Origin of the sequence: Lentzea sp. NPDC058436 (genome assembly GCF_042721515.1) — a bacterium.
GTDB lineage: Bacteria > Actinomycetota > Actinomycetes > Mycobacteriales > Pseudonocardiaceae > Lentzea.
The window spans coordinates 33,184-54,262 of the sequence record NZ_JBHXLF010000002.1 but is presented as its reverse complement, the minus strand read 5'-3'; the positions used below and the strand labels follow the sequence as shown (position 1 = coordinate 54,262).

The window sequence follows — 21,079 nt, the reverse complement described above, 5'->3', positions numbered from 1 at the left end:
CGTGCGCAGGTGCAGTTGCCGTGGAGAGCCGCGCCCAGGGCAGCGCTGTCGAGCCCGCTCACGCTGCTGGTGAGCATCGCGACGACGTTGCTGCTGGGCTTCGTCGTGGCCGCGGCCGCCCTGCACTCCTCCTCCGCCGGCAGTGCCGCGCTCGCCTACCAGCTGAGCCGGATGTGCCCCCAGTCCGTGCACCCGTCATTGGATGGGGACGGTCTTCCGCTGCCGTCGGCGGTGTCGATGGCAGCGCGCGGCGACGTGGGCGGGGCCTACACGCGCATCGGCAGGCCCGACTTCAACGGCATCGCGACCTGGGGCCGGTTCGGCTACCGGCCGGACGCGCTGACGCACCTCACCGTCGTGCAGGGCGGCGGCACCGGACTCTGGGTGCCGCAGACGATCGCGACGGCAGCGAAGGTGGAGGTCGGCGACCGGCTGACCGGGTCGCCGCTGGTCGTCACCGCGATCTACGCCGACCTCGCGCAGCCCGTGTCCGGGTGGTGGTGTTCCGAGGCGCAGACGGTGGTGCCGAACCCGCTGGGCGGCGACGGCGCCAGCACGTCGGTGATCTGGGTGGCCTCACCCGCGGACCTCTCCTCGCTCCCGGAGGAGTTCTCGTCCGGTGCCACGGTGTCGTTGCGGTTCCTGAGTGAACCGCCGGAGACGCTCGCCGAGGCGGAGGCGTTGCGGGACAACGGGAACGCGCGGCTGGCGGCGCTCGGACTGCCGTTGACGCGCACGGACCTGCTGTCCGGTGCCGTCACGGCGGCGCGGACCTCCGAGCGCAACGTCTCGTCGGCGCTGCTGCCGCTGGTGATCATCAGCGTGCTGGTGGGGCTCGCGGGCGTGGGCACCGTGACCGTGCAGTGGGCGCAGCGCCGGCATTCCGAGCTGCGGTTGCTGTGGGTGCGTGGAGCGAGTCCGCTGGCCCTGGGCGTGCGCGGGGTGCTGGAACTGGGGTTGCCGCTGGTCGTGGGCGGTGTGCTGGGGCTGGTGGCCGCGCGGCTGCTGCTGCCGCTGTACGCGCCCGGTGTCGTGCTGGCCGCCGGAACGCTGTGGGCGGCGTTGGGCTTCGTGCTGGCCGTCGTGGTGCTGAGCCTGGCGGTGACCGTGCTGGTGGCGTCCTGGCGGGTGCACCGGACGTTCCAGAAGCAGGCACGAGCACGACGGCTCGCGTGGGTGCCGTGGGAGCTGATCGTCGCCGGACTGGCCGTGCTGGCGTGGGTTCGCCTGTCCCACAACGGGTTGGGCACCGCGCTGAAGGCCGGAACGCTCCCGCGCGTGGACGTGGCCGCGCTGGCGTTCCCGCTGCTCGTGGTGCTGACGGCGGCGTTGCTCGCGACCCGGTTGCTGCGCTGGTCGCTCGGCTGGTCGCACCGCGTGCAGTGGTGGCAGGTCCCGGCCGCCCAACTGGCCTTGCGCCGCCTCGCCGCGGCCGCCGGTCCCGTGACGGGTGTGCTGCTCGTGGGTGTGCTGGCGGTCGGCACCATCGCCGTCGGCAGCGCGGTGGCGGGCGCGCAGCAGTCGGCGCTGGACTCGAAGTCGGGGGTGCTCGTCGGCGCCAACAGCACCGTCCAGGTGTCGCAGGACCTCGCGCTCGGCCGGGTCGCGCTGCCCTCCTCGTTGCAGGGCAACACAACCCTCGTCGGGATGAGCACGGGCGCGCTGGTCGTGGACCCCGCAACGTTCACCACCGCGGCCGTCCTGGACGACCCGGATTCGGTGCGCACCCTGCTCTCCGGTCTGCGGCGGGACGGCGAGACCGCGCCCGCCGTGCGCATCGGCAGGTCTGCGAACCAGGAGATCCAGGTCCCCGGGCTGCCGCTGCTGAAGCCCGTGGCGTCGCTGCCGTCGTTCCCGAAGCTCGGCACGCGCGGCTACGTGATCAGCCGTGAGTCGGTGCCCGCCGCCGAACAGGTCGGCTCGTGGCACCTGTGGTCGTCACTTCCATTGCCCGCCTTGACTTCCGCGCTCCAGGCAGAGGGCATCCACTACACGAACGTCGCCGACCGCGCCCGCGTGCTGGACGGCCTGCCGTTCCTGACCGTCGAGTGGACCTTCGGCTTCGTGGCGGCGATCGGTGTCGTCCTGGCCGTGGTCGCCGCCGTGGCGCTGCTGCTGGCCGTCGAGGTCCGCCGCCGGCAGAACGCGGTCTCCGGTGCCCTGTCGACCCGCATGGGCATGCGCCCGGCCGTGCTGTGGTCGAGTCATCTGCTGGAAGTGGGCGCGTTGGCGTTGCTGGCACTGGGAATCGGCGCTCTGGCGTCGTTCATGAGCGCGGGGGCGGCCGTACCGCGCCTCGACCCCGCGCCGTGGCTGACCCCGGCCCCGATGCTGCCGGACCTGGTGCCGTTGCTGGGTTCGATGGTCACCTGCGGCGCCCTCGTGGTGGTCGTGGCGGCCTGGCTCGCGTTGCGCGGCGTGCGAACCGCGCGGATGGGAGAACTGCTCAGGTGATCCGCGCTTGTGGCATCGGGGTGTCCTACGGTTCCGTGCGCGCCGTCACGGACGTGTCGCTGTCGATCGCCCCCGGCCTCACCGTCCTGTCCGGACCGTCCGGCTCCGGCAAGTCGACGCTGCTGCGCGTGCTCTCACTGGTGGAGCGCCCTTCCGCCGGCGAGGTGTTCATCCGCGACGTGCCGACCTCGTCGTTGTCGTGGTCGGAGCTGCGCACGTTGCGGCGCAGGGAGATCGCCGTCGTCTTCCAGAACCCGGCCGACAACCTGATCGCGCACCTGACCGTCGGCGAGAACCTCCGCGCCGCCGGGGCGGACGACCTCTCGTTGCTGGACCAGCTCGGGCTGGGCGGGTCCGCGACCTGGCGGATCGGTGCCCTGTCGGGTGGGCAGCAGCAGCGCCTGGCGTTCGGGTGCGCGCTGGCCCGCGGCGCCTCCGTCGTGGTGGCGGACGAACCGACCTCGCAGCTCGACGTGCGCTCCGCCGACCTCGTGCTGGAGACGCTGGGGGCGTTGCCGGTACCGGCCGTGGTCGCGTCGCACGACCCGCGGCTGGTGTCGCTGGCGGACCTGTGCATCCCGCTGGCCGCGTCGTGATCCGCGCGGACGGGGTGCACCGGTCCTTCGGCGGGGTCTCCGTGCTGCGCGGGGTGGACCTGGCGGTCGCCGCCGGTGAGCTGGTGACGCTGAGCGGGCCGTCCGGGTCGGGGAAGACCGCGCTGCTGTCCCTGTTGTGCGGCTTCGACTTCCCGGACAGCGGGTCGGTGTCGCCGGGGCAGGCCTCGTGGTCGGCCTGCGCGGTGCTGCCGCAGTCGCTCGGGCTGGCGTCCGAGCTGACGCTGGAGGAGAACGTCGCGCTGCCGTTGCGGCTGGCGGGGCGGGAGGTCACCGGCGTCGCGGAGCTGCTGGCGGAGCTGGGGATCGCCGGGCTGGGGCGCCGGTTCCCCGGAGAGGTGTCGTTCGGGCAGCAGCAGCGGGCCGCGCTGGCACGGGCGGTGGTCGCCGGTCCTGCCGCGTTGCTGGCCGACGAGCCGACCGCGCACCTGGACGCGGTCAGCGCGGTCGCCGCCGTCGGGTTGCTGCGGCGGGTCGCCGACGAGGGAGCCGCGGTGCTGATCGCCACGCACCACGACGCCGTGCACGAGGTGGCCGACCGGGTGCTGGTGCTGGCCGACGGGCAGGTTCGCTGAGACGTGCTGGCGGGGCGCCGACCCCGCCCGCACGTCCCCCGGTCAGCTCGCGATCCGGTAGGCGTGGATGATCGTCACCTCGCCCGTGTTGCCCGCTGCGTCCGTGGTCTTGGCACGCAGTGAGGCGAACTTCGCGTTCTTCGGGTGGTTCAGGACCGCCCTGTCACCGATGACCGGCACCTGCCTCCAGCTCGCACCGTCGTCGTAGGACACCTCGACGGTGATGCGCCTGACCTTCGGTGTGTTGCGCGCCTGCTCGATTTTCAGCGGCAGGAGTTGCACACGGCCGTGCGCGGCGTTCTGGTCGTCGAGCGTCGGCAGGAAGCGGACGACCGTGAGCGGGAGGTGCGTGAGTCCGTCGGTGCGCCGGGACTGGAACGTCCAAGCGCCGCTCACCTTGCCCGACAACTCCGCGTCACGGCTGTGCTCGATCTCCGCCCGGTAGGTGCCGTCCTCGGCGGGGACGCCGAAGACCCCGCCGGCGCGGGCCACCTCGCCGAGCTTGGTTCCGTTGCGGGACAACGAGGTCTTCGCGGTGCCACCCGCGACCACGGCCTCGCCGCCGTTGGCGTCGGTGAGGAGCGGGACCTTGACCGAGAGCTGGTCGCCGGTCCTGGCGAGGCCGTAGCCCGGCGCCTCCGGAACGGACGGGCCGAAGACCGCCGCTCCCATCACCTGCGTGTACTTCCTGCCGGGCTGGAAGGTGCGCTGGAGCGTCGTGGTGCTGTACTCGGTGGTCGAGCCCAGCAGGATGTACTCCCAGTTCCACTTGCCGCCCGCAGCCGTGACGTACTCGACGGCACGACCACCCTCGAACACCTCCTGGTACCAGCCCAGACCGGCCAGGCCGGTGTTCGGGTGCGGAACGGACCTGATGAGGTGCCTCTTGTCCGCACCGGCCGGCCGGGCGGTGGTCGACACCTCGGCGAGTTCCTTCGCCTGAGCTGTGCGCTGGTAGCCGGTCGGCATGCCCTTCTCGGTGTAGATCAGGCTGTAGCGGACCGGGGTCTTCTCGTCCCGCGGCGTGCCGTTGACGTGCTCGGCGAAGGTGGTCGTGAACCCCGGCGCGGCTGTGCCGACCTGGGCGGTGAGGACCTTCCCGTTCAGGCTCTGGTCCACCGCCCAGCCCGCGTCGTAGGTCCTGCCGGCCACCTCGGTGGTGTACGACACCGAGCCGACCATGCTCGTGGTCCCGGTGTCGGGGACCTTCAGCGCCACGGGTTTGGCCGTGCGGGCATCGACCGTGACCGGCCCCTCACCCTTCACCACGGCGTTCGGCGCCACCAGGAACGCGATCCTGAAGTCGGCACTGATCACCGCACTGTCCATGACGTACTCGCCCCTGGGCAGGCGGACGTTCCCGCTGAGCCCTGAGTACCTCTTGCCGGTCGCGATGTTCGTGAGCGAGATGAGGAACTTCCCCGGTGCGGCCGGCTTGCCGTCGAAGTCGAGCACCGAGATCGGCGTGTCGTAGCTCTCGGGCTCGCGGTTGACGCTGACCAGCGTGCGCGGGCCGTTCGGCGCGCCGGCGGAACCTCGGTAGGCGCCGTCGGGCGCGGCCACACCGGTGTCGGCGGTGATCGTGGCCTTGGCGACGCCGCCTGCGGGGATCGTGACCGTCGCCGGGGACACCGTGAACAGACCGGCGGGCGCGGGCCTGCCGTCCGGTCCCTTGACGTCCACGCCCAGGTCCAGCGTCACGGGCGCCGTGCCCGAGTTGTGGTAGGTGACCTCGCGGACGACCTTCTCGTCGTCCTCGTGCGGCCACTCGTGCAGACCGAAGTCGATGGTGCCCGGCTCGGCGACCACCTTCTGCGCCAACAACTTCGGCACGTCGACCCGGCCCGTTCCCTGGTCGAACACCGTCAGCGCCGGGTTCGCCTTCGCCGACTCCATCACGGCCGCCTTGAGCAGCGCACCGGTCCAGTCGGGGTGCTGCTGCTTGAGCAACGCGACGACACCCGCGGCGTGCGGAGCGGCCATGGACGTGCCGGACTTCGCGACGTGACCCGTCGTGCCGTTCTGGGCGGCCACGATGCCGACGCCGGGCGCGGTCACATCCGGCTTCAGCGATCCGTCGGCGGCCGGGCCGCGGCTGGAGAACGCCGCGATGCTGTCGTCGCGGTCCACCGCCCCGACCGTCAGCGCGGACTCGGCACTGCCGGGCGAGCCGATGCTCTCCGGCTGCCCGTTGTTGCCCGCGGAGATCACGAACAACGCGCCGGACTCCCGCGAGAGCCGGTTCACCGCCTCTTCGAGCGGGTCGACGGCGGGCGTGTCGGGGCCGCCCAGGCTCATGTTGACGACGTTCGCGCCCTGGTCGGCCGCCCACTGCATGCCGTCGAGGATCCACGACTCGGCACAGCCGAACGACTCGCAGACCTTGCCGTCGAGGATCTCCGCGTCCGGAGCGACACCGCGGTACTGCTCGCCCCTGCTCGCGATCGTGGACGCGACGTGCGTGCCGTGTCCCACCCGGTCGGTGCTGCCGGTACCGGTGAAGTCCTTCTCCCCGACCTGCTTTCCTTGCAGGTCGGGATGGTTCTCGTCCACGCCGGTGTCGAGCACGGCGACCTTCACGCCCCTGCCGGTGACACCCGCCTGCCACGCCTCGGGAGCGCCGATCTGCTTCGTGCTGCGGTCGAGCGTCACCTCGCGGATCCCGTCGAGCCACACCTTCTCGAACGCGCCGTCGCGCAGCGACTCCCAGGAGGCGCCCGACTTCGCGACCGCTCCGGTCATCAGTCCCGCGACGGACCTCTGGCTCCGCAACGCGGTGATGCCCGATCGTGCGCCCGCCGCCGGCCGCACGATCAGGGGCACCGTGTCACGACGCGCGTCGTCGTAGCCGAACCCGGCCAGCGACGTGACGTCGAACAAGCGCGGATCCAGTTTTCCGCTGTCCACCAGCGCGGCCGCGTCGAACGGCACCACGTGCTGATGCCCGTCCCGCACGTGCATGCGCACGGGCAGGTGCTCCCTGCCCGGTGCCGGCACGAACCGCGCGACGCGGTCACCCGCAAGTTCCACCCGGTCGCCGGTGATCAGCGTGACGCTCCGGTCCCACTTCTCCGGCGACGGCTCCTCCGCGTGTGCGACAGCGGCCGTCGTCGTGGTGACGAGGCCTGCCGACAGCGCGAGCGCGGTGATCCGCCTGCGGACACCTCGCTGTCCTGATCTCACGGGAATTCCTCCGCTCTGGAAGTAACGTTACATAGGTAACGCTAGCGACACAGAACGTTGCCGCGCCTCCGCCGAAAGACGGGACGCCGGGGGAATCGTGCGTGGGGAAAGGAGTTCCGGGCGTTGCCGCAGCGGGATCGTCCCGCCGCGGCACGCGGAGCCCGTCTCTCAGACCGCGGGCGGCCGGTCCTCGTAGGGCGTCGAGAGCACCACGGTCGTGCGGGTCGACACGTTGGCCGACTCCCGGATCTTCTGGAGGAGCTCCTCCAGCGCCACGGGCGAGCCGACGCGCACGCGCAGCACGTACGAGGCGTCGCCCGCCACCGAGTAGCAGGCCTCGATCTCCGGGAGGTGTTCGAGGCGCTTCGGGTAGTCGTCCGGCTCGGACGGGTTGATCGGGAACAGCGAGATGAACGCGGACATCGGCAGGCCGATCTCCGCGCCGTCCAGACGGGCCGCGTAGCCCTTCACGATGCCGCGCTGCTCAAGGCGCTTCACGCGTTGGTGCACGGCCGAGACGGACAGGCCCACGCGCTCGGCCAGGTCGGTGAAGCTGCACCGGCCGTCCGAGGCGAGTTCCTTCAGTATCGCTCTGTCGATCTGCTCGAGGGTCAAAGCACCACCAGGTCGTGAGGTCGGTTGTTGAAGGACTCGACGCCGTCCGGGGTGGCGACCACGATGTCCTCGATGCGCGCGCCCCAGCGGCCGGGCAGGTAGATGCCGGGCTCCACGCTGAAGGCCATGCCCGCTTCGAGCGGCAGGGAGTTGCCGCTGACGATGTAGGGCTCCTCGTGCACGTCCAGACCGATGCCGTGGCCGGTGCGGTGGACGAAGAACTCGCCGAAGCCCGCGTCCGCGATGACGGTGCGGGCGACGTTGTCGATCTCCTCGCAGGTCACGCCCGGCTTGACGGCCTCGACGGCCGCCTTCTGCGCCGCCTGGAGGACCGCGTAGGTCTCCCGGACGTCGTCGTAAGTGGGCTCGCCCATCACGTAGGTGCGGGTCGAGTCGGAGTTGTAGCCCTCGGCGACGGGGCCGCCGATGTCGATGACGACGACCTCGCCCGCCTGCACCACGCGGTCGGAGTCGCGGTGGTGCGGGGACGCGCCGTTCGGGCCGGAGCCGACGATCACGAAGTCGGCGACGGTGTGGCCCTCCTCCACGATCGCGGCCGCGATGTCACGCGCCACCTCGCGTTCGGTGCGGCCCACGCGCAGGAACTCGCCCATGCGGGCGTGCACGCGGTCGATCGCCTGGCCGGCCTTGCGCAGGGCGTTGATCTCGGCGGTGTCCTTGCGCATGCGCAGCTCGCGGATGATGGGCCCGGCCAGCGACTGCTCGCCGCCGATCGCATTGCCGAGCTTGATGGTGTGCAGGGCGGGCATCATGTCCGCCACCGCCGTGCGGGTGCCCTTGAGCGCGGCCTTGACCAGCGCGTACGGGTCCTCGCCGTCTACCCACGTCACAACCTCGACGCCCAGCTCGTCGGTCGGGATGCCCGCGTAACCGGGCTGCTCCAGCTTCGGCACGACCAGCGTCGGCGTGCCGCCCACGGGCAGCGCGAGGCAGGTGAGGCGCTCGAACGAGTCGCCGCCGGCACCGATCAGGTACCGCAGATCCGAGCCGGGCGAGATGAGGAGGGCGTCGACGCCCGCCTGCTCGGCGGCGGCGGAAGCGCGGTCGAGTCGCGCGCGCAGCGCGGACACGTCGATGGGCCCGGTGATCGTTGCCATGGTCGAAGCCTAGTGCGTTGCCCGCGATCCGCGCCGGGCGCGTTCGGCACCCCGGCGCGCCTGACGGGCACGAGTGGTCCAGGCCCTAGTAGCTTGTCCGTTCGTGAGCTCTCCCCTGGTGCTGCTCGACTCCGCGAGCCTCTACTTCCGGTCGTACTACGCGCTGCCGGACTCGATGACCGCGCCCGACGGCACGCCCGTCAACGCCGTGCGCGGGTTCGTCGACACGATCGCCCGCGTCATCACCGAACGCGGCGCGGCCCGCCTCGTCGCCTGCCTCGACGCCGACTGGCGACCCGAGTTCCGGGTGAAGGCGCTGCCGTCCTACAAGGCGCACCGGGTCGCCGAGGACGCGACGGACGGGTCCGAGGAGGTCCCGGACACGCTGACGCCGCAGATCCCGATCATCCTCGACGTGCTCGACGCCGCCGGCATCTGCACGGGCGAGGCGGCGGGCTACGAGGCCGACGACGTCATCGGCGCACTCGCCCACCGCGAGACCAAGTCGCCCGTCGAGGTGGTCACGGGCGACCGCGACATGTTCCAGGTCGTGCGGTTCGAGCCCACGCCCGTGCACGTCGTGTACGTCGGCCGCGGCTGGAACAAGGCGGAGGTCCTCGGCCCGGAGGAGCTCGCCGCCAAGTACTCGCTGCCCGTCGAGAACGCCGGTTCCGCGTACGCCGACATGTCCGTGATGCGCGGCGACCCGTCCGACGGCCTGCCGGGCGTCGCGGGCATCGGCGAGAAGACCGCGGCGAAGCTCATCACCGAGTTCGGCTCGCTCGACGCCGTGCTGGCCGCCGTGACCGACCCGATGGACCGCAAGCTCACCACCAAGGCCCGCAACGCGCTCATCGCGGCCGAGGAGTACCTGGCGGTGGCACCCGTGGTCGTCCGCACCGCGCTGGACGCCCCCGTCGTGCTGGACCGCGCCGACGACGTGCCGCGCGTGCCCGCCGACCCCGAGCGGCTGCGGGAGCTGACGCAGCGCTGGGGTCTGGGGAGTTCGGTGCCTCGCCTGGTGAACGCGATGGAGCGGCGTCCCTAGAAGAACGTCGAGCAGAGCGGGGCGACGGGGCCGGCGAACAACGCGTCGGCCTCGGCGAACCGCGACCCCTCGATGCGACGGGCCGCGGCGAGGTCCGAGAACCGCGTGTCACCGAGGTACACGGCCCCGAGCAGGTCGACCGGGATCGTGATGTCGGCGGGCGCGTCGACTCGTTCGGCGCCGTCAGGCGAGATCCGGTAGCTGCCATCGTTGGCGGGCAGCAGCGCGTCCCGCACCTCGATGACGACGGACTCGGTACCGCTGTAGGTGCGGGCGGCGAGCATGCGCGGCACGTCCACCAGCCGCAGCCAGATCTGGTCGTAGACGTCCTTCGTGTACACGACGCGCGGGTCTTCGAAGAGCCAGCTCAGCGGGTCGTCGAGGGCCGCGTCGACGTTGATGGTGTCGATCAGGTCGAGGCGAGTGAGGTAGATCCAGAGGTCGCGCCACGCGTCGGCGTTGGCCCACGCGAAGTCCTCGATGTCCATGGTGTGCTTGAAGTCCTTGTCCTCGGACACCTTGTAGCACACGTAGCCGTCGTCGCCGTCCGGTCCACTGTGGACGACGGTCACCAGGTTCTCGGCGCTGGTCTTGCGGTCCTGGGCCCTCGCCCACCAGCCCGGCCAGCGGGAGATCTCGCCGGGGCGGTCGAGGCCGAACGCGGTGTGCAGTTCCGGCAGCAGCTTGTCCGAGGTGTCGGGGTCGACCATCCGCACCCTGCCGACCGGCGCGCCCGGGATCACGGCCCTCTTCGCGTCGATCCGCAGGAACCGCACGCGCCCGGCCAGTCCGTAGCCGAACCGGCCGTAGATGCGGCCCTCGGACGCGCGCAGCGTCGCGACGGGCTCCGAGGTCGTGGAGAGTTGTTCTCGCATGAGAGCGCTCAGCACGCCACGGCGCGTGTAGTCCGCACGAACGCCCACGCGCGACACGGCTGAGTGCGGCACCACGGCACCACCGGGGACACGCATCGTGCCGCCGAACGACTGGGTCGTGCCGACCATCTCGTCGCCCTCGTACGCCGCGAGCACCCGGCCGGGCTCGTAGGAGGGCAGGACGACGGGCCACTGCTCGTCGGTGGGCGGGCCCCAGTGCATCGCGCGGCGGAAGAGCGTGCTGTGGGCGCGATACTGCGCCTCGTCGCTGAGTACGCGAATCTCGGTCACGCCCGCGATCGTGTCTCAGGCCGCGCGCGAACGCACCTCAGTTTCCGCGTCGGCAGACCTCGCGGGCCGGCGACGACGGATTCCCCCACCTCCTCGGCGCGCCGTCCAGACCCAAGCACCACCGCGTGCGGGCAGATCGGGTGGTCGTGGTTCTGCGTGGCGAAGACGAAGCAGCGGTTGGAAACGAAAACCTCCCCCAAGGTCATGAAGTCCTTGAGGGAGGTTAGCGGCAAAGCGGAGGAAGATCAGCCGGACGGCTGGCCGACCTCGTACTCGCCGTCAGCGGTCTTGACGTTGATCTTGACCTTCTTGTCCTTGCCGCCGACCTGCACCTTGCACTCGAACGAGGTGCTGGGCTTGACCTCGTTCTCACCGGAACAGGTCGCGGCGCCGACGTCGGAGATCTTGTACTCGTCCTTCAGGATCTGGACGATGCCGTTCTGGACGGCCGTGTTGTCGAAGATCTTCTTCTTGAAGAACGCCGGCGACACGAACCCGGTGAACAGCACGCCACCGACGAGCAGGACGACGACCACCGCTGCCACCCAGATGGCCGCGCTGGACTTCTTCTTCGGCGGCATCGGCGGGCCGTAGCCCGGCTGCTGGCCGTACGGGTTGGGCTGCTGCTGGCCCGGCATGCCGTACTGCTGGGTCTGCTGGCCGTACGGGTCCTGGGCAGGGGTGCCGTACGGGTTCGACTGCTGGCCGTACGGGTCCTGGGCGGGAGTGCCGTACGGGTTCGACTGCGGCTGCTGTCCGGGCGCGCCGTACTGCTGCGTCTGCTGCTGCGACGGGTCGAAGCCCGGATACGGCTGCTGCTGGCCCTGCTGGGGCTGCGGCGGGCCGTACGGGTTCTGCTGCCCCGGCTGCTGGGCAGGGAAGCCGCCTGACGGCGTGCCAGGAGGGAAACCGCCTCCATAGGGCTGCTGCTGCGGCGGTTGCGGCTGCTGGCCCCAGGGCTGCTGCGGATCGTTCCCTCCGGACGGTCCGTACGGGCTGCTCATCTGTCGACCTCCGTGTGTACGACGTTGCGGCGAAATCCAATCACACCGTTGACGTCAGTCTTTACTCCGACTCGCAAAACCTTCGTCAGGCCCATGTCACATCATCGCCACAACTCCGCGCCTCAGCGCGTCGACGGCCTTGGCTGCGGCCGAACCGACGGCGTCCTGTCGGCCGACCACCTCACGGATCTGGTCCAAAAGGTCGATCACCTGCCGGCACCAGCGCACGAAGTCGCCGGCGCCGAGCTCGTTGCCACCGGCCTCGGCGGCGCTCAGCACCTTCTCCAGCGACTCGCCGCGCGCCCACCGGTACACCGGCCAGGCGAAACCCGGATCCGGCTGGCGGGTGATGCGTTCGAGCTTGTGACGGCGCTCGTCGTCCTCGATCTCCGCCCACAGCCGCACGGTCTTGAGCATCGCGTCGGCCACCGGGCCCTGCGGCAGGCGTGCCTCGACGGTGCCGTCCCTGCGCGCCTCGTAGACCAGCGACGACACGACGGCGGCCAGTTCCTCCGGCTTGAGGCCCTTCCACACGCCGTTGCGGATGCACTCGGCCGCGAGCAGGTCCGACTCGCTGTAGAGCCTGGTCAGGCGCTTGCCGTCGGCGGTGACCTCCTCGGACTCGCTCAGGTAGCCGCGCTCGCGCAGCAGCGCCCGGATGCGGTCGAACTGGCGCGCGAGCGAGTGCGTCGTCGCGGCGACCTTGCGTTCCAGCTGCTGGTTCTCGGCCAGCAGCCGGTGGTAGCGCTCTCCCCAGCGGGCGTGGTCCTCGCGCTGGTCGCAGCCGTGGCACGGGTGCGAACGCAGGGCTCGGCGCAGCGTCGCGAGCTCGGGGTCGTCGTCCGCCGTGGTCTGCCTGCGGCCGCGCGACGGCACGGTGATGCCCGTGTTGCGGATCGTGGACGCCAGGTCGCGCCGCGACTTGGGCGACCGCACGTCGACCTGCTTGGGCAGCCGGATGTGGCCGAGCACCTCGACCGGCGACGGGAAGTCCGCCGACGTCAGGCGGCCCGACCAGCGGTCCTCGGTGACGACCAGCGGCTTCGCCTCCCCCATCGGCTCCAGGCCGGGGTCGACGACGACGGCGAGACCGCTGCGGCGCCCGGACGGCACCGCGATCACGTCGCCCTTGCGCAGCCGTTCGAGCGACTTGGCCGTCTCGATGCGGCGCGCGTTCGTGTTCTGCTTCGAGAGCTGCTTCTCCCGGTCGCCGATGCGGCGGCGCAGCGTCGCGTACTCCGTGAAGTCGCCGAGGTGGCACGTCATCGACTCGGTGTAGCCGGCGAGCGCCTCCTTGTTGCGGTCGACGCGGCGGGAGAGCCCGACGACCGACCTGTCGGCCTGGAACTGCGCGAACGACTGCTCCAGGATGACGCGCGCGGACTCGGCCCCGAGCTGGGTTATGAGGTTGACGGCCATGTTGTAGCCGGGCCGGAACGACGAGCGCAGCGGGTACGTGCGCGTGGACGCGAGCCCGCCGACGGCCTTGGGGTCGATCCCCGGCTGCCAGACGACGACCGCGTGCCCCTCGATGTCGATGCCACGACGCCCCGCACGGCCCGTGAGCTGCGTGTACTCGCCCGGCGTGAGGTCGACGTGCGCCTCGCCGTTGTACTTCACGAGCTTTTCGAGCACGACCGTGCGCGCGGGCATGTTGATGCCCAGCGCCAGCGTCTCGGTCGCGAAGACGACCTTGCACAGCCCGCGGACGAACAGCTCCTCGACCGTCTCCTTGAACGCGGGCAGCAGGCCGGCGTGGTGCGACGCGATGCCCCGCTCCAGGGCCTCCCGCCACTCCCAGAAGCCCAGCACGCCCAGGTCGGACTCGGGCAGGTCGCGGGTCTTCTCGTCGATGATCCGGCGGACCTCCTCGGTCTCCTCCGGGGTGTTGAGCCGCAACCCGGCGCGCGCGGTCTGCGCGACCGCCGCGTCACATCCCGCGCGGCTGAACACGAACACGATCGCGGGCAGCAGCGACGCGTTGTCGAGCCGCTGGATCATGTCCGTGCGCGACGGCGGCTTGAACCCGCTGTTGCGCGACGGCCGCCCGGTGCCGCCGGAGCGGTTGCGCCCGCGGCTGAACGGCACGTGGTAGCGCGCGAGCTCCTCGGTCTTGCGCAGCACCTGGGAGTTGATCCGCGCGTGCGTCTGGTCGCCCTCGAACAGGTCGAGCATCTGGTTGCCCACCAGCATGTGCTGCCACAGCGGCACGGGCCTGTGCTCGTCGACGACCACGGTCGTGTCGCCCCGCACCGCGACCAGCCACTCGCCGAACTCCTCGGCGTTGCTGACCGTCGCGGACAGGCCGACCACCTGCACGTGCTCGGGCAGGTGCAGGATGACCTCCTCCCACACCGGACCGCGGAACCTGTCGGCGAGGTAGTGCACCTCGTCCATCACGACGTACGCCAGTCCGTCCAGAGTGGACGAACCCGAGTACAGCATGTTCCGCAGCACCTCGGTCGTCATCACGACGACCGGCGCACCGCCGTTCACGCTCGTGTCGCCGGTCAGCAGGCCGATGTTCTCCGCCCCGTAGCGCGCGGTGAGGTCGGCGAACTTCTGGTTGCTCAACGCCTTGATCGGCGTCGTGTAGAAGCACTTGCGGCCCTCGGTCAGCGCGAGGTGCACGGCGAACTCGCCCACCACCGTCTTGCCGGCACCGGTGGGGGCGCAGACGAGCACTCCGTGGCCGTCCTCCAGGGCCTCGCAGGCCTGGCGCTGGAACGGGTCCAGCTCGAACGAGATCACGGACAGGAAGTCGGTCAGCTTGGGCCGCTGGGCGTTGCGCCGGGAGTGGGCGTAGGCCTCGGCCGGAGACCGCGAAGCACTTGACACCCCTCCAGGCTTTCACATCGCACCGACAATTGCCGTCGAGATAGATTAACTTCAATCAACACTGAAACGACAGAGGGCGATGTCCCCTGGACATCGCCCTCCACCTGCGGTTATGTCAGAACGTGCGCTGCACCCGGTCCGCCACCAGCTTCACGAAGTGCGACGGGTCCGCGAGCTCGCCGCCCTCCGCCAGCAGCGCCAGCCCGTGGATCAGCTCCGCGGTGTCGGCCAGCGAGTCGCGTTCACCCGCCGCGAACGCCTTGTGCAGGCCCTCGACCAGCGGGTGCGACGGGTTGAGCTCCAGGATCCGCTTGATCTTCGGCAGCTCCTGCCCCATCGCCTTGTACATCTTCTCCAGGGTCGGAGTGATGTCGTAGGAGTCACCGACGACGCACGCCGGCGAGGTCGTCAGGCGCGAGGAGAGGCGGACCTCCTTGACGGTGTCCTCCAGCTGCTCCTTCATCCACGTGAGCAGGTCGCCGAACTCCGCCGCCTTGGCCTCGTTGGCCGACTTCTCCTCGTCGGTCTCCAGGTCCACCTGACCCTTGGCGACCGACTGGAACGTCTTCCCGTCGAACGCGGGGACGGAGTCGACCCACATCTCGTCGATCGTGTCGGTGAGGATCAGCACCTCGAAGCCCTTGGCGCGCAACGCTTCCAGGTGCGGCGACTTCTCGACGGCGACGCGCGAGTCGCCGGTCATGAAGTAGATGTGCTCCTGGCCGTCCTTCATGCGCGAGACGTAGTCGGCCAGCGTGGTGAGCGCGTTCGACGACTCCTCCGTGTGCGTGGAGGCGAAGGAGCAGACCTCCAGGATCGCGTCGCGGTTGTCCGCGTCGGAGAGCAGGCCCTCCTTCAGCGCCGCGCCGACCTCGCCCCACAGCTTCGCGTAGTCGTCGGGGCGCGAGGACTGCAGCGCCTTGATGGACGAGAGGACCTTCTTCACCAGGCGGCGGCGCATCAGCTGGATCTGGCGGTCCTGCTGCAGGATCTCGCGCGACACGTTCAGCGAGAGGTCCGCCGCGTCGACGACGCCCTTCACGAAGCGCAGGTACTCCGGCATCAGCTCGGCGCAGTCCTCCATGATGAAGACGCGCTTCACGTAGAGCTGGACGCCGCGCTTGCCGTCGCGCATGAACAGGTCCATCGGCGCCTGCGCGGGCAGGAACAGCAGGGCCTGGTACTCGAACGTGCCCTCCGCCTGCATGCGGATGGTCTCCAGCGGCGCGTTCCAGTCGTGGCTGATGTGCCGGTAGAACTCGGCGTACTCCTCCTCCGTCACCTCGGAGGCCGGGCGCGCCCACAGGGCCTTGCGGGAGTTGATCTCCTCGCCGCCCAGGCGCACGGGCCAGGTGATGAAGTCCGAGTAGCGCTTGACGATCTCCTTGATCTTGGCCGGCTCGGTGTAGTCCGGCAGCCGGTCCTCGTCGTCGGACGGCTTGAGGTGCAACGTGACCGAGGTGCCCTGGGGCGCGTCGTCCACGTCGTCGATCGTGTAGGTGGCCTCGCCGGACGACTCCCAGCGCACGCCCTTCTCGGCGTGCGGGTACTTCGTCACGAGGGTGACCTTGTCCGCCACCATGAACGACGAGTAGAAGCCGATGCCGAACTGGCCGATCAGATCGGACGTGCTGCCGGACTGCTGTTCCTTGAGCTGCTTCAGGAACTCCGCGGTACCGGACTTCGCGATCGTGCCGATGAGGCGCACGACGTCCTCGCGGGTCATGCCGATGCCGTTGTCCCGCACCGTGAGCGTGCGCTCGGCGGGGTCGGACTCGATCACGACGTGCAGGTCGTCCACGTCGACCTGCATGTCCTTGTCGCGGAACGACTCCAGCCGCAGCTTGTCGAGCGCGTCGGAGGCGTTCGAGACCAGCTCGCGCAGGAACGTGTCCTTGTTCGAGTAGATCGAGTGGATCATCAGCTGCAGCAGCTGGCGCGCCTCGGACTGAAACTGCAGAGTCTCCATAAATCCCTACCGAAGAACCGAAATACGAACCGAACAGCCCTACAACTTAGCGACCCACGACCGTGAGGGCGTCGGGAACTGTCCGAACAGACACCGGAAGTGCCTCCTGACGTTCACCGTCGGCATAAGCGATCCAGCCGTTACCACCGGCCAGAGAAACCTCACGCGCGCGGAACGTCCGCACGGCCGGATGGTCGGTGTGCGCGCCCGTGCGCAGCGTCGGCAGCATGCGCATCAGCATCGTGCGGCTGGCGCGTTCCACGACCGTGACGTCGAACAGCCCGTCGTGGGCGTCCGCGCCGGGGCACACGGGGATGCCGCCGCCGTAGTTCGGCGTGTTGCCGATCGCCACGAGCGTCGCGTCCAGCGAGAACGTCTCGCTCTCGGTCGTCACCACCAGCGGCGCCGACTTCAGGGACGCCAGCTCGGCCACGATCGCGAGGTCGTAGCGGCGCGGACCGGCGGGCCAGCGCATCGCGTTCGCCCGCTCGTTCACCGCCGAGTCGAACCCGGCGCACAGCACCGTCGCGAACCACTGCCCCGTCGACAACCGGCCCAGGTCCAGCGTCCTGCGGGTGCCGAGCACGACGTCCTCGACCGACTGCGAGCCGATGGCCGCCGCCAGGTCGTTGCCGGTGCCCGCGGGGACGATGCCGAGCGCGGTCGACGTGCCCGCGACCGCCTGGATGCCCAGGTGGGCGGCTCCGTCACCGCCGAGCACGACCAGCAGGTCGACCCCGGACGCGACGGCCTCGCGGGCCATCGCCAGCGTGCCCTCGGCGTCGTGGGCGACCAGCTGCGTCAACGACGACACGTGCGGCCGCAGCGCCGCGGCGGTCGACCCGGCCATCCTGGCCGCCCGCCCCTTTCCCGACGCGGGAACGACCAGTAAAGCGGCCCGCGTCACGTGGCGTCGTCGTAGTTGACGCGCTTCGTGGGCTCCGAAGCGACGGCCTTCTCACCGGGGTCGTTGCCCTCGGCGTCGGACGCGACGTAGTTGAACGGCGCCGCCTCGTTGTCGTCGAGCTGGTCCCAGCCCTCCGCCGAACGGAGCTTGGCCTTGCGCTTGTCGTGGACGCGGGAGATCTGGATCGCCATCTCGAACAGCAGCACCAGCGCGAGGGCCAGCACGACCATCGAGATCGGGTCGGTGCCCGGCGTCGCGACGGCGGCGAACACGAACAGGCCCATCGTCAGGCCGCGCCGCCACTTGGCCAGCCGCTCGTAGGACAGCACGCCCGCGCGGTTGAGCATCACCACGACCAGCGGGATCAGGAAGCTCACGCCGAAGATGAACAACATCGTGATGACGAAGTTGATGTACTTGCTACCCGTGAGCGCCGTGGTCCAGTTGCCGCTGCCGAAGCCGAGCAGCACCTTCAGGCCCTCCGGCACCACCAGGTAGGCGAGCACCGCGCCGGCCACGAACAGCAGCGCGCCGGCCGCCACGAAGACGCGCGCGAACTTGCGTTCCTTCTGGTAGAGGCCGGGGGTGATGAACGCCCAGACCTGGTACAGCCACAACGGGCTGAGCAGCACCGCGCCCGCCGCCGTGCCGACCTGCAGCTGCACGAGGAAGATCTCGAACGGTTCGGTCTGCAGCAACGCGCAGCGGCCGTCCTTGGTGATGTCGGCCCGGTACGGCGCCAGGTCGTCCTGGCAGTACGGCCCCGTCAGGATGTCGCCGAGCGACGGGATCGGGCCGAGCCGCACCTGGAACCAGATGAAGCCGAAGATCGCACCCACGGCGATGACCAGCATCGCTAGACCGAGCCGGTACCTCAGCTCGTAGAGGTGCTCTTTGAGCGACATCGTGCCGTCGGCGTTGCCCCGACGGCGCCTGCCGCGTTCCCGGCGTTGCGCGACCCACCGGAACGGACTTGCCACCGCTTCGACCGTCCTTACAAGTCAGGAGACCGGGAGGTCAGTTGCCGGTGGCCTTGTTCTGCGTGGTCTGCTCGATGGGAGGAGCGACCTGGGGCTGCTGCGGCTGCACCTGCGGCTGGGCCGGGGGGAGCTGCTGGACCGGCTGCTGCACGGGCTGCTGCACGGGCTGCTGCTGCTGGACCGGCGCGTCGTCCGGGTCGGAGTCGCGGAGGCCCTTCGTCTCAGCCTTGAAGATCTTGGCCGACTTGCCCAGCGACCGGGCCATGTCGGGAAGCTTCTTCGCACCGAACAACAGGATGATCACCACAGCGATGATGATCAGCTCGGTGGGTCCGAGGTTAGGCATTGGTGGTCCTCCTGTCTCCCCCGCGACGACGATCGTACGCGGGGTTCGCCCTGGTCCGGGCCTGTTCGTTCGACCGCCGTTCGGCGAGGGCCACCTTCAGCGCCGCGGATCGCGCCTTCAGCAGACCGACGCCGTCTCCGAACCTGTTCCCCACCAGAGTGCGGGCAGAGGCCATTCGGCGCAAGGATCGGAGGACTCGGACCGCGATCACGATCAACGCGACGAGGCCGAGCGCGATCAGCGCCAGGGTCGGTGTGGACGGCACAGTCACACGTTATACGTCTTAGGTGGACAACAGGTGATCTGCCCGCCGCAATGCTTCGCGTGCCTGGCGCACCACCTCGTCCGCGAGCTCCGCCGGCTGCTCTACGTGCACGTCGCCGCCCAGCCCCAGGAGCAGGCGGACCATCCACGACGGGTCGTCGTAGCGCATGAGGACACGTGTGCGGCCGTCGGACAGCTCCGCCGCGTGGTCCACCGGGTAGTACTCGGCCACCCAGTGCGCGTCGGGTTCGAGCAGGAGGACGGCGATCTTCTGGTCGTCGCGGGAGTGGAACAACCCCTCCGACGTATCGGTCGGCTGGGCGTGCGGCGGAGGCGACGACGGCTCGTCCAGCACCTGAACGTCGTCGATCCGGTCGAGCCGGAACAGCCGCACGCCGAGCGCCGAACGGCACCATCCTTCGAGGTAGCCGCGTCCTTCGACGAGCAGCAGGCGCATCGGGTCGACCACTCGATCGCTCATCGCGTCGTGCGACTGCGAGTAGTAGCGGATGCGCACGGCCCGTTCGCGCTTCACGGCGTCCTGCACGGCGGCGCGGATCTCCGCGGTCTCCCCGCGTTCGAACCCGCCGAGACCGACGACCATGCCCGCGGGCTGGGCCTTGCCGACCGCGGCCTCGATCTTCGCGAGCGCCCGCTGCACGGCGTCCGTGTCCACGACGCCGGGTGTGTCGGCCAGCGCCCGCAGCGCGACCAACAGCGACGCCGCCTCGGCCGCGGTGAGGCGCAACGGCCGGTCGAGGCCCGCGTCGAACGAGACGGTGATCGTCTCGCCCTCGAACGACAGGTCGATCAGGTCGCCGGGGCCGTAGCCGGGCAGGCCGCACATCCACAGCAGTTCGAGGTCCTTGCGCAGCTGCTTGGGCGTGATGCCGAAGTCGGCCGCGGCCTCCTTGACGGTGATGGCGGGCCGGTTGAGCAGGTACGGCACGAGTGCGAGCAGGCGCGGCAGCCGTTCGTTCGACGCGGTCACCGCGCTCCTTCCAGTGCGCCCTGCAGGCGGTCGCGGACCGACTTGGCCAGGACCTCGGGTTCCAGCACCACGACGTCGGGCCCGAACCCGGCGAGCCACTTGGCCGCCGAGTCGGGGAACTTCAGGTCGATCTCGACGACGTCGCCGCCGTCGCGTTCCTCGACGACCTTCGCGTGCCGCCGCACGCCCTGCGCCCTGTCCTTCGCCACCCAGATCCTGGCGGGCGCCGTCTGGTGCGGATCGGCCTGCGTGCGCGCGATGAGGCTCATCAGGTCCGTGCCCTCGGGAACGGTGAACGCGCCTGGCTTGCCCACGGTCCGTACAGCGCCCACGACGCGAGAGAGCCGGAAACAGCGCGTGTCGTCGCGTTCACGGTCCCAGCCGACGAGGTACCACTTGCCGCGCCACGCGACCACGCCCCACGGCTCGACCGTGCGTTCCTTCTGCCCGCCGGGCGGCGGCTTGCGGTAGTCGAACGAGACGACCTGCCCCGCCTGCACGGCCTGCAGCAGCGGCGGGAACGCGGGCTCGTTGGCGCGCACCTTGGGCTCGACGGCCGCGGGCGTGTCCTGGTCGACGTCCACCCCGGCGGCCCGCAGCTTGATCAACGCGCCGTGCACCGCGCCCGTGAGCTGCGGCGAGTCCCACAGCCGGGCGGCGAGCGCCACGGCGGCGGCCTCGTCGGGTTCGAGGTCGATGTCCCCGAGCTCGTAGTCGCGCCGCGCGATCCGGTACCCGTCCTCCGCGCCCTCGGCGTTGGACTGCCGTCCGGTCTCCAGCGGCACGCCGAGGTCCCGCAGCTCGGACTTGTCCCGTTCGAACATGCGGAAGAACGCCTCGTCCGTCGGCGCTTCGTGATAGCCGGGGACGATGGCGCGGATGCGCTCCGCTGTCAGGTACTGACGGGTCGACAGCAGGCACAACACCAGGTTGACGAGGCGTTCGGCACGTGCGATGGCCACGGACAGACCCTAACGCGTGCGCGCGCCGAAACCTCATCACCACCT

The 21,079-nt window shown here is 70.4% G+C and carries 17 protein-coding genes; 4 read left to right on the top strand and 13 right to left on the bottom strand.

The annotated features are described in order from the left end of the window. The first annotated feature begins 9 nt into the window (after window positions 1-9). From ACFWN2_RS07735 to ACFWN2_RS07725, 3 genes are read left to right on the top strand one after another with little or no spacing between them, the layout of a single operon-like run. The gene (locus tag ACFWN2_RS07735; protein WP_382425681.1) at window positions 10-2,454 is read left to right on the top strand and encodes an ABC transporter permease; all 2,445 of its coding nucleotides are present in this window, start codon (window positions 10-12) and stop codon (window positions 2,452-2,454) included. Further along, window positions 2,451-3,050: an ABC transporter ATP-binding protein gene (locus ACFWN2_RS07730; RefSeq protein ID WP_382425679.1), complete on the top strand. Its 600-nt coding sequence runs from the start codon at window positions 2,451-2,453 to the stop codon at window positions 3,048-3,050. Before ACFWN2_RS07735 ends, ACFWN2_RS07730 begins: the two co-directional genes overlap by 4 nt. After that, entirely contained in the window at window positions 3,026-3,643 is a 618-nt protein-coding gene (locus ACFWN2_RS07725) for an ATP-binding cassette domain-containing protein (RefSeq protein ID WP_382425677.1), read from the top strand. Before ACFWN2_RS07730 ends, ACFWN2_RS07725 begins: the two co-directional genes overlap by 25 nt. A 42-nt stretch (window positions 3,644-3,685) precedes the next feature. Here the strand turns inward: ACFWN2_RS07725 and ACFWN2_RS07720 are convergent, their stop codons facing one another. The 3 genes from ACFWN2_RS07720 to ACFWN2_RS07710 form a co-directional block, all read right to left on the bottom strand. Continuing rightward, entirely contained in the window at window positions 3,686-6,826 is a 3,141-nt protein-coding gene (locus ACFWN2_RS07720; protein ID WP_382425675.1) for a S8 family serine peptidase, read from the bottom strand. Window positions 6,827-6,994: 168 nt separating this feature from the next. Further along, entirely contained in the window at window positions 6,995-7,441 is a 447-nt protein-coding gene (locus tag ACFWN2_RS07715; protein WP_253327072.1) for an Lrp/AsnC family transcriptional regulator, read from the bottom strand. Next, window positions 7,438-8,559, bottom strand: a complete 1,122-nt coding sequence (locus tag ACFWN2_RS07710; protein WP_382425672.1) for a M24 family metallopeptidase — start codon at window positions 8,557-8,559, stop codon at window positions 7,438-7,440. Before ACFWN2_RS07710 ends, ACFWN2_RS07715 begins: the two co-directional genes overlap by 4 nt. Before the next feature lie 103 nt (window positions 8,560-8,662). On the opposite strand from ACFWN2_RS07710, the gene ACFWN2_RS07705 reads away from it, so the two are divergent. Further along, window positions 8,663-9,607, top strand: a complete 945-nt coding sequence (locus ACFWN2_RS07705; RefSeq protein ID WP_382425671.1) for a 5'-3' exonuclease H3TH domain-containing protein — start codon at window positions 8,663-8,665, stop codon at window positions 9,605-9,607. Here ACFWN2_RS07705 and ACFWN2_RS07700 read toward each other — a convergent pair. The 10 genes from ACFWN2_RS07700 to ACFWN2_RS07655 all read right to left on the bottom strand — a co-directional run bounded on the left by ACFWN2_RS07700 (window position 9,604) and on the right by ACFWN2_RS07655 (window position 21,034). Beyond that, on the bottom strand, window positions 9,604-10,773 hold the full coding sequence (locus ACFWN2_RS07700; protein WP_382425670.1) for a GNAT family N-acetyltransferase: 1,170 nt from the start codon (window positions 10,771-10,773) through the stop codon (window positions 9,604-9,606). The two genes, ACFWN2_RS07705 and ACFWN2_RS07700, sit on opposite strands and share 4 nt — an antisense overlap. Before the next feature lie 245 nt (window positions 10,774-11,018). Further along, window positions 11,019-11,777: a DUF4333 domain-containing protein gene (locus ACFWN2_RS07695; RefSeq protein WP_382425669.1), complete on the bottom strand. Its 759-nt coding sequence runs from the start codon at window positions 11,775-11,777 to the stop codon at window positions 11,019-11,021. Window positions 11,778-11,873: 96 nt separating this feature from the next. Further along, window positions 11,874-14,615, bottom strand: coding sequence for a DEAD/DEAH box helicase (locus ACFWN2_RS07690; RefSeq protein ID WP_382425668.1), 2,742 nt, complete (start codon window positions 14,613-14,615; stop codon window positions 11,874-11,876). A 115-nt stretch (window positions 14,616-14,730) separates the two neighbouring features. Next, window positions 14,731-16,584: a molecular chaperone HtpG gene (gene htpG, locus ACFWN2_RS07685; protein ID WP_382425667.1), complete on the bottom strand. Its 1,854-nt coding sequence runs from the start codon at window positions 16,582-16,584 to the stop codon at window positions 14,731-14,733. Window positions 16,585-16,630: 46 nt separating this feature from the next. After that, window positions 16,631-17,491: a diacylglycerol kinase family protein gene (locus ACFWN2_RS07680; protein WP_382425665.1), complete on the bottom strand. Its 861-nt coding sequence runs from the start codon at window positions 17,489-17,491 to the stop codon at window positions 16,631-16,633. After that, window positions 17,488-18,396 carry a twin-arginine translocase subunit TatC gene (tatC, locus tag ACFWN2_RS07675; RefSeq protein WP_382427413.1) on the bottom strand — a complete coding sequence of 303 codons (909 nt, stop codon included), beginning with the start codon at window positions 18,394-18,396 and terminating at the stop codon, window positions 17,488-17,490. Before tatC ends, ACFWN2_RS07680 begins: the two co-directional genes overlap by 4 nt. A gap of 112 nt (window positions 18,397-18,508) precedes the next feature. Continuing rightward, window positions 18,509-18,817: a Sec-independent protein translocase subunit TatA gene (gene tatA, locus ACFWN2_RS07670; RefSeq protein ID WP_382425663.1), complete on the bottom strand. Its 309-nt coding sequence runs from the start codon at window positions 18,815-18,817 to the stop codon at window positions 18,509-18,511. Further along, the gene (locus tag ACFWN2_RS07665) at window positions 18,810-19,082 is read right to left on the bottom strand and encodes a bacteriophage holin (RefSeq protein ID WP_382425662.1); all 273 of its coding nucleotides are present in this window, start codon (window positions 19,080-19,082) and stop codon (window positions 18,810-18,812) included. Before ACFWN2_RS07665 ends, tatA begins: the two co-directional genes overlap by 8 nt. 18 nt (window positions 19,083-19,100) lie before the next feature. Beyond that, the gene (locus tag ACFWN2_RS07660) at window positions 19,101-20,072 is read right to left on the bottom strand and encodes a helix-turn-helix transcriptional regulator (protein WP_382425661.1); all 972 of its coding nucleotides are present in this window, start codon (window positions 20,070-20,072) and stop codon (window positions 19,101-19,103) included. Further along, a complete protein-coding gene (locus ACFWN2_RS07655) occupies window positions 20,069-21,034 on the bottom strand; it encodes a helix-turn-helix transcriptional regulator (protein ID WP_382425659.1) in 966 nt (321 codons plus the stop codon). The genes ACFWN2_RS07660 and ACFWN2_RS07655 overlap by 4 nt, the downstream gene beginning before the upstream one ends. Between the last annotated feature and the right edge of the window lie 45 nt (window positions 21,035-21,079).